This window comes from Halovenus aranensis (genome assembly GCF_900100385.1).
GTDB lineage: Archaea > Halobacteriota > Halobacteria > Halobacteriales > Haloarculaceae > Halovenus > Halovenus aranensis.
This window is the reverse complement of sequence record NZ_FNFC01000018.1, coordinates 1-18,371: the sequence shown is the minus strand read 5'-3', so window position 1 is coordinate 18,371 and position 18,371 is coordinate 1. Positions and strand designations below refer to the sequence as shown.

Below are 18,371 nucleotides of genomic sequence, written 5' to 3'. Positions count from 1 at the left end.
CCAAATTATAATACGTATTGATGGAAATATACTTGTTGTGCAGATAACCGATGAGAAGCGGCAAATGGTGGATGGCGCAGCGTTGACGAGCGAAATCGGGATTGACCAGGAAGAAATCCAGTGGCGGAAAGAGTACACGAACTTTACTGACGAAGATATTGCGCAACTCGAATCTATTAGCCACATTTTCGAAGATATTTCTGAAGATCTCGTTGACGACTTCTATCAACACCTCCAGAGCTACGACGAAACGATTTCAATTATGGATTCCTCGTCGAGACCAATCGAGGCTCTGAAACGGGATCAGCGGCAGTATCTGATGGAACTCGGTCAGGGCGAATACGGCATGAAATACTTCCAACGGCGTGCAAGAATCGGGAAGATACACGATATGCTCGATTTGGGGCCGAAGATCTACTTTGGAGTCTACAGCATCTATTACCGTGGCATCATTGATGCAATCGCTGACGATCTGAAGCAGAGTCTTGATGGCCAAGTCGCCAAGGAGACAATCGATACACTTGTTGACCGAGTACTCGCTGTGCAAAAGCTCATCAATCTTGACCAGCAGGTGGCGATGGACACCTACATCAACTCGTACAACAAGCAGGTCAAAGACACGATGGACGAGCAGGAACAACTGATAGAACGTGTCTCATCCGAACTCCAAGCGCCAATCTCGGACGTCTCCGATGCTGCAGAGGACGTGACACAAAGCACGACACGAGTGAGCGATGCAGTCCAACAGCAAGTGGACTCGATGGAGGATGTTGCTGGCGAGGTCTCGACGATGAGCGCGACCATCGAAGAGATTGCATCGACGGCAAGCGAGGTTCACCAGACGAGCGATACGGCCCAAGAACGTGCCAATTCTGGACAGGAATCTGCTGAAGATGCGCTTGCAGCGATGCAAGATATCAGCGCAGCAGTGACAGAAGTCACCGAAGAGATGGGGTCACTCGAGTCCCGGATGGAGGAAGTCAACGAGTTCTCAGGTGTGATCAACGATGTTGCTGAGCAGACAAATATGCTCGCGCTCAATGCGAGTATCGAAGCGGCGCGCGCGGGAGAAGCGGGCGAAGGCTTCGCTGTGGTGGCAGACGAAATCAAATCTCTGGCAAGTGAATCAAAGCAGAACGCTGCCGAGATTGAGGAGACAATTGATGAGGCACAGCGCGATACCAGAAAAACAGCCGAAAGTCTCGAAGAAGTCACCGAACAGGTCGCCAAGGGTATGGAAGAAGTCCAACAGACGATGGGTGATCTCGGCGATATCGTTGAAAGTGTCCAGGACGTTGCACAAGGTATCACAGAAGTGTCCGACGCGACAGATGATCAGGCGGCGACAACCGAGGAAGTTGCCAGTTCGATAGATAGCCTCGTTGACGAACTTGACGAGATGGCCGAGGAGATCGATGACATTGCGGCAGCCAACGAAGAGCAAACAGCACAGATCATGCGTTCTAGTTTAGCAGAGAATGCGGTCGCTGTTTGTTGATTAGATATCGTCGCAACTACCCGGCTGAAGAACCCGGTGGATGATGTGTACTCACCACCGGACTCGGTAGTTGTTGATCGAATTCAAAGAGCGTTTCCCTCCGATGAGTTGCGCGAGCGCGCTCGCGCAACGAATCTTGTCGAACGAGAGCGGAAATTCGACATCGTCGCGCTGTTTTACACGCTCACGTTTGGTTTTGCTGCTGGCACAGACCGCTCTCTGCAAGCGTTTCTCGAACGCTACGTCGAGATGGCTGATTGCGACAAACTGTCCTACGCGGCGTTCCACGACTGGTTCGAACCGGGCTTCGTTGCACTCCTTCGAGAAATTCTCGATGACGCCATCGAAAATCTCGATACCGGACGAGCCGAATTGAACGGACGTCTCGAACGTAGTGGTTAGCGAATCTTATTGAGGAACCCATCGAGGTGATTGTCGATCCACGATGCGGCAAAACTCAGTTTTTCGGTCAACTGATCGAACAAGTCGTCAAGGAGTGATCGGTACTCGTCTTCGCCGTCGACAATCAGCGGTGAAGATTCCCACTTGAGACTCTTCCAGACTGGTTCGATTGGGTTGAGATGCGGCGAACCAACTGGGAGAAACACGAGAGCAATCCCGAGTTCGTGTGCCCGCTTTCGCGTGTACTTGCACACGTGCGAGGAGAAGTTGCCCAAGACGAGCAGAATCCGCTTGCCGGGATTCTGCTCGCGGATCCGTTCGAAGCATGCACAAATCTTCTCCTTCTCTTGATTCGGTGGAAACGACAGCACACTCTCACCGCTGAGTGCATAAAATCCGGCCGCTGGTGTATCGACTTTCACCAGCGGCCGCTCGGTGTGTGGCTCATCTACGGAGTACACTCGCTGGGAATTGTCCCACGGTTGCGGATGCGAAATATCGAAAAACCCGATGACAGTCCCGCCATCAGTGCATACATCGTGATCAGTGTCCCAGTCTTCATCGTCGTCTTCTCGCTTGTTGTGCGGTTGGTCGTGGGCGTCCTCTTCGAACGCGTACTCGACGCGTTCGTCGAGGATCTCGTCGGCGTTGTCTGGTCGGTCCGGACGTTTTGTCCGAGGAATAGCGTAATGGAGACCAAGATCGTCGAGGAACGTTGGGAGATAGTTCGGATGATATTCGACATCAAACTCCTCATCAAGGAGGTGCTGAATCTCTTGTTTCTTCCAGGGCTGTCCCTCGCGGAGACGTTCAATGAGTTCACGTTGTTCGGCTTCATCGAGCTTCGGGGGCCTGCCGCCCCCGAAGTTCGGGGTTAGCTTCCCCAATCCACCTTGATTCCACCGCTCAACCCAGTTACTAGCCGTTCCTTCCGAGACACCAACGTCGTCCGCTGCCTCCGCGAGTGTCGCTCCACCGTACAGGAGCTTCAGAAACACAAGCCGTTTGTACACTTTAATCTCGTCAGCTTCAGTCAGCAATCGCTCCAGTTCGTCTTCACTCAGATGCCGCACAAGCTCCTTCTCCCGACCAACCATGCTTAGGTCGAGTGGCTCCAGTCGCACAAAAGCTTCCCTGACGTACTAGACGAGCCGTTCGAGGAGGTTGTCTACGATGAACACCGTTCCGGGAGACCGTCCGAACTTTCTGATGAACAGTACGACCAGTTCGTCGAGACACTCCACGCATCACCCGAAGAAGCTGGGCTAGATGCGCCCGCGTGGTCTGTTCCACTAGCTCGTCACTATCTTGCCGAAGAATTCGATGTTGAGTACTGTGAACGACACGTCCGGCGATTAATGTCTGAGGCCGGGCTGTCCTGGAAGACAGCCCGGCCAGAGTTCTACAAATCCGACGAAAGGGCCCAAGAAGCCTGGCAGGAAGGGTTCAAAAAAAGCGCGACAACTTGGACGACGAATACACGATCCTGACCATCGATCAGACGCGCCAGGTACTCTCGACGCTGATCTATGCGTGGTTTCCAGAAGGAGAGCGCCAGTCACTGCCGGTGACGGGCGCGTGGGACAGCATCAAGCTGCTCGGTGCGGTCAGCGATTCCGGAAAAACGTTCTTTCTCCCCTGTGCGGAGAACTTCAACAGCGACACGACGATTCGCTTGCTAGACGCCCTCCAAACCGAGTTCGGCGAGAAAATCTGCGTTGTCTTGGACAACGCCTCGTATTTTACGGCCAACGCAGTGCAGGAATTCGTCGAAGACACGCCGATCGAACTGTGTTACCTTCCGCGGGGTTCACCAGAGCTGAACCCCGCGGAAGAGTGCTGGCGACAACTCGATCAAGAGCTTGGCAACCGTCTGTTCGACACACTCGACGATCTTCGTGATGCTGCGCTCACTGCACTCAATCGGATCGAAGTTCCAGATGTCTTCACGTACTTATGTCCGTGAGTATCAATAGACACCGCTACTGACCGGCTGAGAATGATTCTATGACACGCTGGAGCTTAATCGGTAAAAACGGGGAAGTTTATTACGTCGTCACTCAGTAAAACCATATGTATAACTCAAGTAAAAATTTAGACTTATATCCATGATTAAAATTGGTAGATGTGCATGGCAGATGACTACCGCTTCAGCACGACTCCGCCGGAATGGGTGAACGAATTGTCGCGGGACTACAAAGAGGGTGCTGGAACTGTTGTCAGTGAAGTTGGGGTGCTGGAAGAAAATGACTCCGGGGAAACGTCTTGGAAGGTGTTACAACTCATCGAAATGGATGACGGTAGCTCAGAAATCCGCGGTGGATACTACACTAAAACCGGTGGGTGGCGAAACAAGCCTTTGATGCTCCCGCCCGACATCATGGAGGATCTTATACAGTTCGCGGACGGGAAGCTCTGGTAGGCGGGGACACACCCGCTCCGTGACTGGAAGCGGTACATCAGTACTTGACTCTTGAAGCAGCACTTGTAACCTACCTCTAAGCAAATCCCTTTCTTTGAAGCAGTTCAGCGTTCTCTGTACCGAGATTTCTCTATTGGGACAGATAGTGTTCAGAATCGCGGTAATACCACAGCTGAAGATGATAATATTTAATATTTTATGCCGCCCAGATTGTTATATGAGTGTAGTCAGTGTTTCGATGCCAGAAGAGTTGCTTAATAAAATTGACCAGTTTGCAGACGACCACGGCTATACTGGTCGCAGTGAAGTACTTCGTGAGGCAAGCCGGGATCTCCTCAGTGAGTTCGAGGACAAGAAACTCCAAGATCGAGAGTTGATGGGGGTCGTGACAGTTCTTTTCGACTACGAAACGACGAGCGTCGAGGAGAAGATGATGCACCTCCGCCACGAGCATGAGGATATTGTCGCCTCAAACTTCCATAGTCACGTCGGCGGCCATCATTGCATGGAACTATTCGTACTCGAGGGGTCGCTCGAAGAGATCTCGACGTTCGTCGGGAAGATCCGAGCGACGAAGGACACGCTCACAATCGACTACTCAGTGCTACCCGTCGACGACTTTGGCCCGCTGGCCGATATGAACTGATACTGTTTTGCCCCTTCCGGCGAGTCCACTTCCTTCCGCTCGTTCCAATCGCTCCCTGCGGTCGCTCGGGGGATTCCCGCTGAATTCACGCTAACTCTAGCAACATCTCCGAAATCTATCCTCTATCAGTATTAACCACCTTTGCTAGAATCACTGTTATTATTAGAAATACTTCTAGAGTTAGCAACACTGATGGTTCAAATCTCGCGCCGAAGACTACTCCAGAAGGCAGGCGCAACCACGATTGGTGCGACGGGAATTGCTGGCTGTCTCGGTCAGGGAGGTGCATCACTCGATTCCGTCACGGTCGCGTACGTCCCGATTTACCCGAACATGCAACACTACGTGATGGAGCAAGAGGGGTACTACGAGGACGTTCCGGCAGATGTCTCAATAGAGCGGTTCAGCTCCGGCCCCAGTGTTGTCAAGGCGTTCGCGAGTGGGGACGTCGACGTTGCGCTTTTCGGGATCACTCCTGCAATGGTCCTCGTTGACAAAGGGACCAACGCCGGGATCCTCGCGGCGAACTCGAGAAATGGCTTCAAGATCATGGGGACGACCGAACTCGTCGATTTCTACGAACAGGAAGGCCCAGCCATGTTCGAGCGCTTCGAGCAATAGCGCGGCCGCAAGGTCCGGTTCGGTGCCCCACCGGACGGGAGCGTCCCCGACATCGTCCTCAGATACTGGATCCAGGAAGACTTGGACGTGGGGGAGATGGAGTCCGCAATCAACAAGTCAAAAGTCCCGCCAGCGAAGGCGGTCCAGACGATCCAGTCGGGCGATATCGACGCGACGATCATTCAGGAACCGTTCGCGACGGTCATCGGCCAAGATGACGGTTTCGGCGAACTCGTCTGGTCTGGAGATATACTGGAAGACCACCCGGTCACGGTGCTGTTCGCGAACCAGCACGTGCTCGACGACAGTGAGGTTGCCCAATCGCTGGTCGAACAGCACGTGGCAGCGACCGAGTTCACGGCGGACTCACCGGATGCAACCGCCGCCCACGCCGCCTCGGTCATCGGCTCCGGCGTGAGCGAGGACCTCGCGACGGCGGCCATGGACTCTCAGGCATCAGAGTTCGTCTCGGACCCGCACGCGATCACCGACCAGACCGCGACGATGGGCGAGTTCGTTGCCAACGTCGGCAACATCGAGGATCCGGTCGCAACTGAAAATCTGTTCGCGTTCGACCCCTACGACGCCATTCAGGAATGAGTACACGTACCGACACCAGTTCCAACGCGGTGGTCGCCGGCAGCTTCGAGGGGGGATTGCGGCGGTATCTCCGCGGCTTGGGTGGTCTCCTCGTGTTCCTGCTCGTCTGGTGGGTTGGCGCGATGACGACCCAGCCATCGTATCTGGTTCCGGGCCCCCTCCAATCAGTGCACGCGTTTATAGAGCTGTTTGCGACTTCAACGGCGATTGTAGTTCCCGTTCTGGGGTCGAGTCTCGTACTCCCGACTGGGCTCGCACACCTCGCACAGACGCTGTTCCACTACGTGCCGGGGCTCCTCCTCGGCGCGCTCTGTGGCATCAGTCTCGGCCTTGCGATGGGCTGGAACGGTGCGCTCGACGACTGGCTGCGACCACTCGTTCGGGTACTGCGACCGATCCCGCCGCTGGCGTGGGTCGTCTTCGCCATTGTCTGGTTCGGCATCCACCACACTGGCGCGGCGTTCATCGTCTTCGTCGGCGCGTTCTGGATCAACTTCTACGGCGCCTACGGCGGCGTGGAGGGCGTTTCGACCGAACTGACCGATGCCGCATCGACGCTCGGAGTCGAGCGTGACCTCTCGATGCTGAAACTCGTCGCGCTCCCGAGTGCGGCACCCCAAGTGCTGACGGGGTTCCGGACGAGCATCGGTCGCTGCTGGATGATCGTCGTCGGTGCCGAGCTGTTCGGCGCACCAGACGTCGGCTACGAGATCATCAACGCCTCGAACAACCTCGCGATGGCGACTAGCGTCGCCTACATGTTCCTCATCAGCCTGGCGTTCCTCTGTATGGACGTCGGGTTCCGACTACTCGAACGGAGGGTCCTCGCATGGCGCTGAGTTCGGACTCGTCTACCGGTCGAGACTCACGTGAGAAGATCACTATCCAGAACGTCAGCCGGTCATACGAGTCGACGCAGGCGCTCGATGACGTCTCGTTCTCGGTGTCGGAGGGCGAGTTCTGCTGTGTCGTCGGTCCCTCGGGGTGTGGGAAGACGACGTTGTTGCGAGCAATCGCCGGGCTTGACGATCCGGATGGTGGGTCGATACTGGTCGGTGGAGACCCGGTTACCGGTCCTGGGCTGGACAGGGGAATGGTCTTTCAGGAGTACGCGCTGTTCCCGTGGCGAACCGTCCGCGGGAATATCGGGTTTGGCCTTGACCGGCCCGCCTGTGACTGTCCCGACTGCGAGGCACAGGTCCGGGAGTTAATCGACTTGGTAGGGCTCGACGGCTTTGAGGACGCGTACCCGAAGGAACTGTCCGGCGGCATGAAACAGCGCGTCGGTATCGCTCGCGCGCTCGCACCCGATCCGGAGATACTCCTGATGGACGAACCGTTCGGTAGTGTCGACGCTCGGACGCGCGACCGCTTGCACGGCGAATTGCTCGATATTTGGACGCAAACCGGACAGACCGTCGTGTTCGTCACCCACGACATCGACGAGGCAGTGACCCTCGCTGATCGCGTGGTCGTCATGGATGCCGACCCGGGAACCGTGCAGTCGACGTTCTCCATTGAGTTAGAACGCCAACGTGAACGGACCTCTCGTGACTTCGTGGATCACGTCGCGCGGAGTAAACAACCTCGGGCGCGGTGGCCCGAGGCTTTTGTAGTTCCCTCAGCCCTGAGCGAGCACTCCCTGCTCGGCGAGCGAGCGGGATGAGGTTGGGCGGCTTACGCGCCCCGACCCAGACAGACGCACCAACCTGACTTGCGGCTGGGTTTTGTGAGTCCGGCAGTTTAATTCGTCGCCGTCAAGTTTCGCCTTCTCACGCCACGCGATGTTCACCGATGCATTCCGGTCAGCGTGGTCTTGCACCACGTCACACTCGTCGTTCGGACAGCGGAACCGCCGTCCCTGCCGATCTCCACACTCACCACAGCACGAACACGTCTGGGAGTTATAGTACGCATCCACTGTATCCGTGGGGATCTCTCGCCACGTCGCCTTGTACGAGACAAACTTCTCGAACTTGTGGAACGGCAGTTTGTGCAACCGGCGGTTCATATACGTCCCGTACTTGATTTCGTCGCGGATGCCGCTCATATCCTCGAACACGATAACCGGATTCGAGAACTGCTCTGCAAACTCCACGACAGCGCGGGAAAGCCGGTGTAACACCCACTCAGTGAACCGCTCCTCCTTGTCACCGAGTCTGTGGTGGATACTCGTTTTGCCGTGTTCCTGACACCGTTTCGTGATGGTGTGGTAGCGTTGGCGTTCCTGCTTGACTCGTCCGTAATCGAGGACGAGTGTACTTTTCGTCTGCATCGTCTCGCGGTCAAGGGCGGTGAGTGCGACGTTGCGCTCGTTGATGTCCACGCCGATCACAGTATCGGCGGTGTCGGGTTCGGGCACGTCGAACTCGCGTGTGACCGTGACGTGTAGGTAGTACACGCCATCGCGGTACAGGAGTTCGGCCTGCCCCACATCCACCTCGTCTGACGTGATGGCCTCTCGAAGTTCGTCCATCGCGTCCGGTTCGCCGCGCAGGTGGCCTCTCACCTTTTTGTAGGGTCTCGGGCTGATGCGGAACTGGATGCGGTTCGTGTTGTCGTCCACGGTGAGGCGGTAGCCTTCTGTGTGCGCCATCACAAGCGGGTATGCACCAGATTTGTCCGTACTCGGCGGCGTCGGCTTCCCGCCGTCAGGGTCGTCTTGGTTCTCCCACCATTCTTTGAGTGGTTGGTAGGAGTCCCATGTTTGGAGGGCTTTTCCGACAACCGCGCACTTATTGTTCCGCAAGAAGTCGTCGCGGTCAACCTCCTTCTGTATCTCGGTGCGCGTGTATCCCCGTTGTGTGAGGCGGATAGTGTCGTTGAAAATCTCGCGTGACACGAGGCGGGCATCGTGAAGCCACGACCGTTCACCAGACGCTATGTGAGGGCGCGTCTGAATCGTCTTCGTGTCTTCTTCACCCATGCTTTGACAACCGTTCCAGACTGTCATAAATGTATGGATTAGGAATGGAAGAGTACCGTAGTCATGCACATTCGGTTAGTTCCTGCAAGTATCACTTCGTCTGGTGCCCGAAGTATCGACACCCGGTTCTGGATATAGTGGAGGAGGATGTGCCAGCGTTGTTTGGTGAGACTGCTGACCACTTCGGACACGAAATTCTGGCGTTGGAGATCGCGGACGACCACGTACACCTGTTCGTGCAAACTGACCCGAAGCACAGTCCGGCGGCATCGCTCGACAATTCAAGTCGTACTCAGGAAAGCACTTGCTGGAGCGGTATCCCGAAATTCGAGAGTCGTATTTCTGGGGTGGCGGATTCTGGAAGGTTGGGTACTACGTTGGGACGACAGGAGCGGTGTCGGAGGAAGTGGTTGAACGGTATATCGAAGAGACAGAACACGCGCCGGAGTGACGCGCTTCACCCCCGCCCACGGTGGGGCGGGGAACTCGCGCTGCTTTTCGTTTAGAGACGAGCTTGGAAGCCCTGGCGACACTAGCCACTGAAACTCTGTTACTGCATAGTTATTAATAAAATAAGTTTGGACCACTATTACTATTATCTTCGAGACAATATTTAATATATATGCCCATCGTGAGCTCCTCGATGACAGAGCAACTCCGAAACGATCTCGATACATTTGCGAAAGAACACGGCTACAGCGGACGGAGTGAGGTCATCCGCGAAGCGTGTCAGTCACTGCTCGAAGAGTATCAAGAGACAGAGTACCAGGATCAGCGGGTGCTGGCGACAGTCACCGCTGTCTTCGGATACGACGAGCCGGAGATTGAACGCCGGATGATGGATATCCGCCACGAATTCGAAGCGCCGATTCGGTCGAACTCCCACAACTGCCTCGAAGAGAACGCCGGCTGTGTCGAGACGTTCGTCATCGAGGCCGCGTACCACGACGCTCTGCAATTTATTGGGACTGTACGAGGAGCAGACGAGTCAGTTTCAGTCGAATACACGGTCGTGCCCATCGATGTCATGGACCCACAGAGAAGCGAGCAATAGGTTCGACATCACTTGCGCAAACGAGAGCTGACTCTCGCATTCTGCCAACATCTGTTAGGCACTTACATCAAAGTTGCTACTCTAGTTATTCCAGTACACTAAGTTTATTAGTATCGGTGCTAGAAATAACAATCAGACATGGCACACATTCACCTCGGTGAAGGGTCGTTCCCGTTATGGGCATTGGTACTCTGGACGCTGATTGGTGCCGGATTGATCAGTGCTGTCGTCTACCGAGTCCGGAAAGGCGGCATCAAGACACACCAGATCGCGCTCGCAGGTATCGGCGCGGCCGCGAGTTTCGCGATCTTCCAGCTGAATATCCCGGTGTGGGGTGGCATCCACATGAACCTCACCGGTCTCGTCGGCATCCTCGCGGGGCCACTCCTCGGGGCACTCATCGCACTGGTCGTTAACATCTTCTCGGCAGCACTCGGCCACGGGGCTGTCGGGCTAATCGGAGCAAACACACTCGTCAACGCGTCAGAAGCGATCGTCGCCTACTACGCATTCAAGACGCTCATCCAACTGGACTGGGACACCTTCCCCGCGAGCGCGAGTGCTGCGACGCTTGGCCTCTCTTCTGGCGCAATACTGATGGGCGCGATCATCGTCGTCAGCGGTGTCAACGGTAGTGCACTGCCCAGGGCTGATCTGACTGTCGCCGTTGGCGGACTCGTCGGACTCAACCTCGGCGTCGCCGTCATCGAGGGGGTATTGACCGGCTTCATCGTGCAGTTCCTGGCGACAGTCCGGCCCGATCTCGTCGACCTCGCTGACCGCAAAGACCGCGAAGAGCCCGCAGGGGTGACCGCCTGATGCAGCGCTGGAAGCAGTACGGTGGCCTCGCTGGACTGTTCGGTGTCTGTCTGGCCGCTGGCCTGTGGGGATTCAGTTCAACCGGTGGCGCGCTTCCGTGGGCCAAACGCTCCGCAAAAGCACTGCAGCGCGGCGTAAAGGACGGGGGTGGGCCGCTGATTGATGCCGGCCGCGGGATTGTCGTCGCCGGACCGATTCGCAAAGGCGGCATGATGTTCGAGTTCGGCGCACTCGTCGCGCTGCTGGTTGTCCTCGGTATCGGTCTGTACGTCTACGTCGACCGCTATGGCGGGTTTGAGGACGGCGAACGCCAGGCGCAGTAACCGTGACAACACTCTCGAACCACGTCCCCGACCCACGGCTGATCACAGCGTTCGCTGAACACCGTGACGGACCACTCCACCGGATCAATCCGTGGACGAAAGTCGGATTTGTCGGTGCACTCGTCCTCGCAGTCACGGTGTTCGACCGCCTCGCACTCTTGGCAGGGCTATACGCTTCGGTGTTGGCAGTCTACGGGGTTGCGGGGCTACCGTACCGTCGGCTCGTCGGCTGGTACACGCTGCCACTGCTATTCATTATCTCCGTCGCGGGGCCGCTTGCCTTTCTCGAACCAGGAACGCCAATCGTCGGCGCGCTCTCTACGCCACTTGGAAGCTTGTCAGTCACGTGGGAGGGACTCGTGTTGTTCGGTGAACTGGCCTGCCGGTCGCTCACGGTCGTTACGTTCACGCTGGCAGCATCAATGACAACGAGATACGCCGATGTCGCATACATGCTCGGACGGTTGCTTCCTCGTCCAATCGACCAAGTCGCGCTGCTCACCTACCGATTTACTTTTGTGATGATCGAGACGCTAGAGAACCTCGTGAAAGCCGCACTCTCCCGTGGTGCGAACTTCTCGGAGTTCTGGTCGAACAAACGGCTGTACGCGAGAATCCTCGGGATGACGATGCTATCGGCAATCGAGCAGTCCGAACGCCTTGTCAAGTCGATGGAAGCACGAGGATACGATGGTGACCTCACACTGTATGGCGACGTCTCGCGCCCACCGATCCACGAACTCCTCCTCGTGGTCGGTTCATATGTTGCTGTCATCGGCTACGCGGTGGTCGCTGTTTACGGGGTGGGACTATGACCCGAGACGACGCGCCGCTGGTGGACCTCCAGTGTGAGGCCCACACGTACCCCGACGGGACCGTCGGTATGCACGCTGTCGACTTCTCGGTGTACCCCGACGAGGTGGTCGCACTCGTCGGTGGCAACGGGGCCGGGAAATCGACGCTGCTTGAACACTTGAACGCCACGCTCGTTCCCGACGACGGCGAACTCGTCGTCGACGGCACGTCGATCACGGAAGACAACAAAGCCCACGCCCGCAAGGAGGTCGGCTTCGTCTTCCAGGACGCCGATACGCAACTCGTTGCGCCCACAGTCCTCGATGACGTGCTGTTCGGCCTCCAGAATCACGGGGTGTCTGGTGACGAAGCGAGAGAGCGCGCTCGTGAGGCGCTCGCGACCGTCGATGCGAGCCATCTTGAAGAGAGAATCCCCCACTACCTGAGCGGCGGCGAGAAACGCCTCGTCGGTCTCGCCGGTGTGCTCGTCCTCGAACCGAGCGTGGTCGTGCTGGACGAACCACTCGCCGGACTCGACCCCGAGCGCTCCCAACTGGTTGCTGACCGAATCGAGCAGATTCACGAGGACGGAATCAGCGTCGTTCTCTCGACACACGACCTCGAATTTGCCGCTGAAGTCGCAGACCGTGTCTGTGTGATGGCCGACGGCAACGTCGTTGGAAGCGGAACGCCCCGGGAGGTGTTCTACGACGACGCGCTGTTGGCGGAAGCGAACCTTCACCCGCCGAGTGCGGTTCGTGTGGCTCGCGATGCAGGGCTGGGGGCAACCGAACAGCCGGTTACTGAAGGAGACCTCGTGTCGCTCCTCACAGCGACGGCTGACGAACCGGACCCAAATAGAGTTTCGTCTACCGACGGCACATCATTGAATCAGTAGACCGATGCGCACGAGCTTCAACATCCCCGACGACCTCCACTCCGAGTTCGATGAAACGTGGCAGGCAGAGGGATTAGATTCGCGTTCGCGTGCCGTCCGCGAAGCGATGCAGGAGTACATCGAGGGACACACCAGACTGGAGGACATTGAGGGCGACGTCGTCGTTATCATCGCGTTCAATTACGAACACGAAGCGGTCATCGAAGAGGTTCACGACGTACACATCAGTTTCAGGACGTCATCACGACCACGAATCATATTCACGAAGGAGAGTGGTGTCTCGAGACACTCTTCTGCAGCGGACCGGCACCGCGAGTCCGGGACCTCACGTATCGCTTGCGCGATTTCGATGCGGTGAGTCGGGTCAAGCTGATGCTTCTCGCGGAGCACTGAGCAGCCTCACGGCTGACTCTGTTGAGGTCCTCGATTAAGGACATTTCACAACGAGCGTGCTGAGTGCATGGCGCGAATCTCTCAGCATGGGAAGTTACTACGCTGTTTCGGGGGAGACAGATGCTCAGACTTACCCGTCGCGCGCCCACTCAACAGCCTCAGTACGGTCCTCGGTCGTCATCGTGTCCAATCCACCAGTATCGACTTTTCCGCGCAACGACAGCGCCTTGATACCTTCGGCGACGACTGCCCACCGCTGGAGGCCAGCCTGCTCGGCTCGCTGTGCGGATTTTTCCCAGACTTCGAATACCTGCTCGTTGAATGCGTTGTCAAGCTTGACGACAGTCACCATTCCGTCTACGTTATACCGGTCCAACAAATCCTCGTAGACTGGATATGCGTCCTCACGGAATGCCGACAGCTCCATACCAGGCAAAAACTCCCAGGTCATCACGCCGTCGTCAATCTCAACTGTCCATCCGTCACCACGCTGTTTCTCCGGCATATCAAGCTCTTGTTCCCTGTTTATCATTAAATCCTCGGCCGACGAACGCACTGACTCGTATTTAAACAAATCCCAGAAACCTATATGTAATTCCTCTCACTGTTCTAGCGACTATCTGATGAATAGATCTTCTGTATGCAGCAGACGGTTTCTTTCATTTCCAGAGAGATTCAACAAGCCTTCACGACTCGATGTGCTGATCAATGGGATCTCTTTCGAATGAGGTAATCGAGTAATCCACCGCTTTAACATCTGGTACTGCCCGGACGGTGTTGACGAAGCCGGATAGTGCCTCCGTGGTCCCCTCAAGGACGAACAACTCCATACAGTACTGGTCTTGGACGTGTGCATGGGTCGTCGCGGAGACGATAGCATCGTACTCGTGGCGTACTCCGGTGAGACGCTGTTGGACTGCGGGTTGGCAGTACTCGAAGACCACCGTGACTGTATACATCTGTTTCTGCCCGTCGATATCTCGCCCCTGAAACTCTTCGAGTAGCGTTCGTGTGCCTTCGCGTACGACCTTGCTCCGGCCACTGTACCCGTGTTCGTCGGCGAACTCGTCGATGCGTCCGAGTAGTGATTCGGGCATTGAGATGCTAACGACGCTCATATACTAAGTCTTAATCCTAAATTATTATCTTATGTTATGTTTGTCAACACTGTACAGTAATAATTAATATTTTAGTGTATCAAATTCATAATTGGCGTATGCCGTTCAACGACGACCCGATCCCGGTGACAATTCTCAGCGGAAGCCTCGGTGCTGGCAAGACAACCACGCTGAACCACATTCTTAGTAGCGAGCAGGAACTGAACGCCGCCATCTTAGTCAACGACATGGGAGAAGTGAACGTTGACGCCGACCTCGTCGAACGCGAGTCAGATCTCACACAGAACGACGACGAGATCATCGAGATGTCGAACGGGTGTATCTGCTGCCGTCTCCGTGGCGACATGCTCGACGAAGTAGGGCGATTGGCAGAAGAGCGAGACTTCGAGTACCTTCTCGTGGAATCGTCCGGAATCAGCGAACCGATTCCGGTCGCCCAGACGTTCGCCCGCGGATTCGAGGACGCGGAGTTCGACCCGACGGGTGTCTATGAACTCGACACGATGGTCAGTGTCGTCGACGCCCACAGCTTCTGGCAGGGTTCCGACGCCGGACAGGTGCTCACTGACGATGAAATGGAGCCGCAGGGCAATCGTGTCCCCGAGGAAGCCCTCATGGACCAGATCGAGTTCTGCGACGTCCTCTTGTTGAACAAGTGCGACCTCGTTCCGGACGACGAACTCGAAGAGATGGAGGCCGTCCTGAAGACGCTCCAGCCGCGCGCGGAGATCATCCGCACCGAACACGGCGCCGTCGATCCCGGGGAGATCCTGAACACGGGTCGATTCGATTTCGAGGCAGCAAGCCAGTCCGCCGGGTGGAAGCGTGAACTCCAGCACGGACATCATCACGAGTCAGCTGCCGATGAACACGGGGTCACCTCGTTCGTCTTCGACGCCGACCGCCCGTTCCATCCCGAACGAATCGCTACTCTCTTCGCCGACCTTCCGGACGGAATCGTCCGCGCGAAGGGCTTTTTCTGGTCCGCCGGTCGCGAAGACGTCGCAATGGGACTCGACAAAGCAGGCCAGTCGGTCAGGGCCGGTCCCAACGGGACGTGGATCGCCACGCTGCCGAAGGCCCAACAGGAGAAGTATCTCGCTGCCCGTCCAGGTCTCAAGGATGACTGGGACGACCAGTGGGGCGACCGCGGGTCAGAACTCGTGTTCATTGGCCGCGAATTCGATCAGGAGACACTAATCAAGCGACTCGAAAACTGTGTCCTCTCGGACGCAGAAATGGAGGAGGACTGGAACGAGTACCCGGACCCGTTCACCGCCGACGAACAGCGCGAACTCGCACTGGCTGACGACTGATGGCTGACGACCAACCCCCGGTTACGATCCTCAGTGGCGGACTCGGCGCGGGCAAGACGACCCTGCTCAACCACCTCCTTACCGTCGGCGGCGAGGAGTACGATATCGCCGTTCTCGTCAACGACGTCGGCGAGGTGAATGTTGACGCCGACCTCATCGAGAACGGCTCCGAACTCTCGATGGAAGATGGCGGCGTCACAGAGCTGTCGAACGGCTGTATCTGCTGTGGGCTGCAGAACGAACTCGACCAGGAACTGCAACGCTTAGCCGTCGACGAGGAGTTCGACTATCTGGTCATCGAAGCCTCGGGTATCAGCGATCCAGTCCCCATCGCCCAGCGGTTCGTCTCGCCCGCACGTGCGTCGGCCCTGTACGATCTTGATACGACCGTCACGGTGGTCGACGCCGCACAGTTCCATCAGGCGTTCGTCGATGGCCGCCCACTCAAGTCGACAGACGACGACGCCAGACCGCTGTCGGACCTCCTCGCCGAGCAAGTCGAGTTCTGCGACGTACTCGTCCTCAACAAGTGCGATCTCGTTTCCGAGACAGAGCGCGAAGCGGTTGAACGCGTCGTCCTAACACTCCATCCCGGTGTCGACATCGTCCAAACGACCGAAAGCACCGTCGACCCGGATCGAGTTCTTGGAACGGGTCGGTTCGACCAAGACGAGGCGAGTGACTCCGCCCGGTGGAAACAGGCACTCTCGGCCGACCACGGAGACGGCACAGACGTCGATTCAGACGACCACCACGAGAGCCAGACGGAGACGGACGACCACAGTCACGAACATGGCGACGACCACGACCATAGCCACGACGAAGCGCACGACCATCGTCACCCACCAGAGGAGTTCGGTGTCGACTCGTTCGTCTACGAGCGCCACCGGCCGTTCCATCCCGAACGCTTCAGCGAGTGGCTCCGTTCGTTCCCCGATTCCGTCGTCAGAGCCAAGGGCCACCTGTGGGTCGCTGGCCGCGAGCGCTACGCCCTCGACCTGAGCCAGGCGGGAACACAGACCCACGTCGAGGTCAACGGGCGGTGGGCAGTCACACTCCCCGAGTTCCAGCGCGAGTCCTACCGCGAATCGCGGTCGGACCTCCACTGGGACGAACAGTGGGGTGACCGCGAAGTGAAACTCGTCTTCATCGGGGCTGGGATGGACGAATCCAGCATCGTGGATACCCTCGACGACTGCCTCGTTTCGGAGACCGGGATGGAAGACGACTGGGAGGCGTTCGAGAATCCGTTCCCGGGGACGATGGAGTGGTCGCAGCCCCCGATGGAACAACGCCTCGTGGTAGGTGACCTATCGTGATCCAGAATGACCGCGAACTTCCTCCGGTAGCGGACCGACGAACGACGGATACCGACGGTCACGACTGTATCGACCCGCTGGGCGTGGCCATCGTTACCGTGTCGTCGTCCCGCGGAGATGGCGTCGAAAAGACGCCACCCGATCCCAGTGGCGACGCCATTGCGAGTATCCTAATCAAAGCGGGTCACGTCGTCACGTCACGCCGGATGGTTCCGGACGACTACGTCCGGATCAAGACCACAGTGAGCGAGTGCCTGGATCGGCCGGACGTCGATCTCGCCGTCACCACGGGCGGGACGGGCGTCACCGTCGACGACGTCACTCCGGACGCGGTGAGCGAACTCTTCGACCGCGAACTGCCGGGCTTCGGCGAGGCGTTCAGACGGCTCTCGTGGGAGGAGGTACGAACGCGTATCGTCTCGACCCGTGCGACAGCGGGCATCGCCCGCGACGTACCAGTGTTCGTCCTACCGGGAAGTGTGAATGCCGTCGAGCTCGCCACGGTGGAGATTATCGCCGAAGAAGCCCCGCATCTTGCCGGGCTTGCAACCAGGCACGAGGTGGAGTAGATGCAGGGTTCCAAAATGTATCAGGAGGTGATCCTGGATCACTATCGCAATCCTCGAAGGTGGGGCGAACTCTCGCCAGCTACCGTCTCTCACACTGGCGAGAACGCTTCCTGTGGCGACGAACTCACGTTCGACCTCAGACTCGCCGAGGACGGCGAAACGATCGAAGAGGTTGCATTTACTGGTGAAGGCTGTGCGATCAGTATTGCGAGCGCGAGCCTGCTTGCCGAAGAACTCCAGGGAATGACACTCTCAGACGTTCGTGACCTTGACCGTGATGATGCTCTCGACCTCCTAGGAATCGAGCTGACGCCGATGCGCGTCCCGTGTGCTGTACTCGCGGAGAAAGTGGTTCAGGACGGCGTTGAAAGCTATGCGGATGGCTAAGCAACCCCTGCGACAGCGGGTACCGCCCGCGACGACCAGTGTCCGTGCTTCGGGAAGTGAGAGCGCAGTCAAGCTTGCTACGGCGGAAGTCATCGCCGAGGAGGGTCCGTATTTCGCGGGATACGCGAACGAGAACGTCAACAGAGAACAGCACTGATAACTACCGAACTCAGCGTGTCATAGAATGGTTCTCATGGTTTCTACACATTCGGAGCCAGCGGCTCCTGAACCGTCAAATTCGTTCTCAGAGCAGTCGGTCGCCCCG

The 18,371-nt window shown here is 57.2% G+C and carries 19 protein-coding genes and 5 pseudogenes; 20 read left to right on the top strand and 4 right to left on the bottom strand.

What is annotated here, in order from left to right; translation table 11 throughout:
* The first annotated feature begins 37 nt into the window (after positions 1 to 37).
* On the top strand, positions 38 to 1,498 hold the full coding sequence (locus tag BLR34_RS15070) for a globin-coupled sensor protein (RefSeq protein WP_245683238.1): 1,461 nt from the start codon (positions 38 to 40) through the stop codon (positions 1,496 to 1,498).
* A 36-nt stretch (positions 1,499 to 1,534) separates the two neighbouring features.
* A pseudogene (locus tag BLR34_RS15065) lies at positions 1,535 to 1,891 on the top strand (IS4 family transposase); the annotation flags it as partial.
* Between the two features lie 5 nt (positions 1,892 to 1,896).
* Here the strand turns inward: BLR34_RS15065 and BLR34_RS15060 are convergent.
* A complete protein-coding gene (locus BLR34_RS15060) occupies positions 1,897 to 2,997 on the bottom strand; it encodes an IS630 family transposase (RefSeq protein WP_092704526.1) in 1,101 nt (366 codons plus the stop codon).
* 48 nt (positions 2,998 to 3,045) lie between these two features.
* Between BLR34_RS15060 and BLR34_RS15055 the strand changes: the two are divergent.
* From BLR34_RS15055 to BLR34_RS15030, 6 genes and pseudogenes are all read left to right on the top strand, one after another.
* Positions 3,046 to 3,866, top strand: a pseudogene (locus BLR34_RS15055) (IS630 family transposase); the annotation flags it as partial.
* A gap of 165 nt (positions 3,867 to 4,031) precedes the next feature.
* Positions 4,032 to 4,322: a hypothetical protein gene (locus BLR34_RS15050; protein WP_092704524.1), complete on the top strand. Its 291-nt coding sequence runs from the start codon at positions 4,032 to 4,034 to the stop codon at positions 4,320 to 4,322.
* A gap of 217 nt (positions 4,323 to 4,539) precedes the next feature.
* Positions 4,540 to 4,968 (top strand): CopG family ribbon-helix-helix protein, encoded by a 429-nt coding sequence (locus BLR34_RS15045; protein ID WP_092704522.1) that lies wholly within the window; start codon positions 4,540 to 4,542, stop codon positions 4,966 to 4,968.
* A 192-nt stretch (positions 4,969 to 5,160) separates the two neighbouring features.
* Positions 5,161 to 6,189: pseudogene (locus BLR34_RS15040) on the top strand (ABC transporter substrate-binding protein).
* Complete coding sequence (locus tag BLR34_RS15035) at positions 6,186 to 7,028, top strand: ABC transporter permease (RefSeq protein WP_092704520.1); 843 nt, start codon at positions 6,186 to 6,188, stop codon at positions 7,026 to 7,028. The pseudogene BLR34_RS15040 and the gene BLR34_RS15035 overlap by 4 nt, the downstream one beginning before the upstream one ends.
* A complete protein-coding gene (locus tag BLR34_RS15030; protein WP_218120910.1) occupies positions 7,019 to 7,855 on the top strand; it encodes an ABC transporter ATP-binding protein in 837 nt (278 codons plus the stop codon). The genes BLR34_RS15035 and BLR34_RS15030 overlap by 10 nt, the downstream gene beginning before the upstream one ends.
* On the opposite strand, the gene BLR34_RS15025 is transcribed toward BLR34_RS15030, so the two are convergent.
* A complete protein-coding gene (locus BLR34_RS15025) occupies positions 7,811 to 9,115 on the bottom strand; it encodes an RNA-guided endonuclease TnpB family protein (RefSeq protein ID WP_092704518.1) in 1,305 nt (434 codons plus the stop codon). The two genes, BLR34_RS15030 and BLR34_RS15025, sit on opposite strands and share 45 nt — an antisense overlap.
* A 44-nt stretch (positions 9,116 to 9,159) precedes the next feature.
* Between BLR34_RS15025 and tnpA the strand changes: the two are divergent.
* The 7 genes and pseudogenes from tnpA (at position 9,160) to BLR34_RS14990 (ending at position 13,397) form a co-directional block, all read left to right on the top strand.
* Positions 9,160 to 9,566 (top strand): annotated as a pseudogene (gene tnpA, locus BLR34_RS15020) (IS200/IS605 family transposase).
* A gap of 192 nt (positions 9,567 to 9,758) precedes the next feature.
* Complete coding sequence (locus BLR34_RS15015; protein ID WP_092704516.1) at positions 9,759 to 10,169, top strand: CopG family ribbon-helix-helix protein; 411 nt, start codon at positions 9,759 to 9,761, stop codon at positions 10,167 to 10,169.
* A 138-nt stretch (positions 10,170 to 10,307) separates the two neighbouring features.
* On the top strand, positions 10,308 to 10,988 hold the full coding sequence (locus BLR34_RS15010; protein ID WP_092704514.1) for an energy-coupling factor ABC transporter permease: 681 nt from the start codon (positions 10,308 to 10,310) through the stop codon (positions 10,986 to 10,988).
* Positions 10,988 to 11,311, top strand: a complete 324-nt coding sequence (locus tag BLR34_RS15005) for a cobalamin transport operon protein (protein ID WP_092704511.1) — start codon at positions 10,988 to 10,990, stop codon at positions 11,309 to 11,311. The genes BLR34_RS15010 and BLR34_RS15005 overlap by 1 nt, the downstream gene beginning before the upstream one ends.
* Positions 11,312 to 11,313: 2 nt before the next feature.
* On the top strand, positions 11,314 to 12,126 hold the full coding sequence (gene cbiQ / locus BLR34_RS15000) for a cobalt ECF transporter T component CbiQ (RefSeq protein WP_092704509.1): 813 nt from the start codon (positions 11,314 to 11,316) through the stop codon (positions 12,124 to 12,126).
* Positions 12,123 to 13,004, top strand: coding sequence for an energy-coupling factor ABC transporter ATP-binding protein (locus BLR34_RS14995; RefSeq protein ID WP_092704507.1), 882 nt, complete (start codon positions 12,123 to 12,125; stop codon positions 13,002 to 13,004). Before cbiQ ends, BLR34_RS14995 begins: the two co-directional genes overlap by 4 nt.
* Before the next feature lie 4 nt (positions 13,005 to 13,008).
* A pseudogene (locus BLR34_RS14990) lies at positions 13,009 to 13,397 on the top strand (CopG family ribbon-helix-helix protein).
* Positions 13,398 to 13,527: 130 nt separating this feature from the next.
* Here BLR34_RS14990 and BLR34_RS14985 read toward each other — a convergent pair.
* Together BLR34_RS14985 and BLR34_RS14980 are read right to left on the bottom strand one after the other, a co-directional pair.
* The gene (locus BLR34_RS14985; RefSeq protein WP_092704505.1) at positions 13,528 to 13,902 is read right to left on the bottom strand and encodes a hypothetical protein; all 375 of its coding nucleotides are present in this window, start codon (positions 13,900 to 13,902) and stop codon (positions 13,528 to 13,530) included.
* A 181-nt stretch (positions 13,903 to 14,083) separates the two neighbouring features.
* Positions 14,084 to 14,515 (bottom strand): CopG family ribbon-helix-helix protein, encoded by a 432-nt coding sequence (locus BLR34_RS14980; RefSeq protein WP_092704503.1) that lies wholly within the window; start codon positions 14,513 to 14,515, stop codon positions 14,084 to 14,086.
* Between the two features lie 98 nt (positions 14,516 to 14,613).
* Here BLR34_RS14980 and BLR34_RS14975 point away from each other — a divergent pair, with 98 nt between their 5' ends.
* Genes BLR34_RS14975 through BLR34_RS17135 form a run of 5 tightly spaced genes read left to right on the top strand, consistent with a single transcriptional unit; the run spans position 14,614 to position 18,263 of the window.
* Complete coding sequence (locus BLR34_RS14975; RefSeq protein WP_092704501.1) at positions 14,614 to 15,831, top strand: GTP-binding protein; 1,218 nt, start codon at positions 14,614 to 14,616, stop codon at positions 15,829 to 15,831.
* The gene (locus BLR34_RS14970) at positions 15,828 to 17,150 is read left to right on the top strand and encodes a GTP-binding protein (protein ID WP_092704499.1); all 1,323 of its coding nucleotides are present in this window, start codon (positions 15,828 to 15,830) and stop codon (positions 17,148 to 17,150) included. The genes BLR34_RS14975 and BLR34_RS14970 overlap by 4 nt, the downstream gene beginning before the upstream one ends.
* Complete coding sequence (locus BLR34_RS14965) at positions 17,147 to 17,719, top strand: MogA/MoaB family molybdenum cofactor biosynthesis protein (protein WP_092704497.1); 573 nt, start codon at positions 17,147 to 17,149, stop codon at positions 17,717 to 17,719. Before BLR34_RS14970 ends, BLR34_RS14965 begins: the two co-directional genes overlap by 4 nt.
* Positions 17,720 to 18,106: an iron-sulfur cluster assembly scaffold protein gene (locus BLR34_RS14960; RefSeq protein WP_092704495.1), complete on the top strand. Its 387-nt coding sequence runs from the start codon at positions 17,720 to 17,722 to the stop codon at positions 18,104 to 18,106.
* Positions 18,099 to 18,263 carry a hypothetical protein gene (locus BLR34_RS17135; RefSeq protein ID WP_176765345.1) on the top strand — a complete coding sequence of 55 codons (165 nt, stop codon included), beginning with the start codon at positions 18,099 to 18,101 and terminating at the stop codon, positions 18,261 to 18,263. Before BLR34_RS14960 ends, BLR34_RS17135 begins: the two co-directional genes overlap by 8 nt.
* Positions 18,264 to 18,371: the final 108 nt, after the last annotated feature.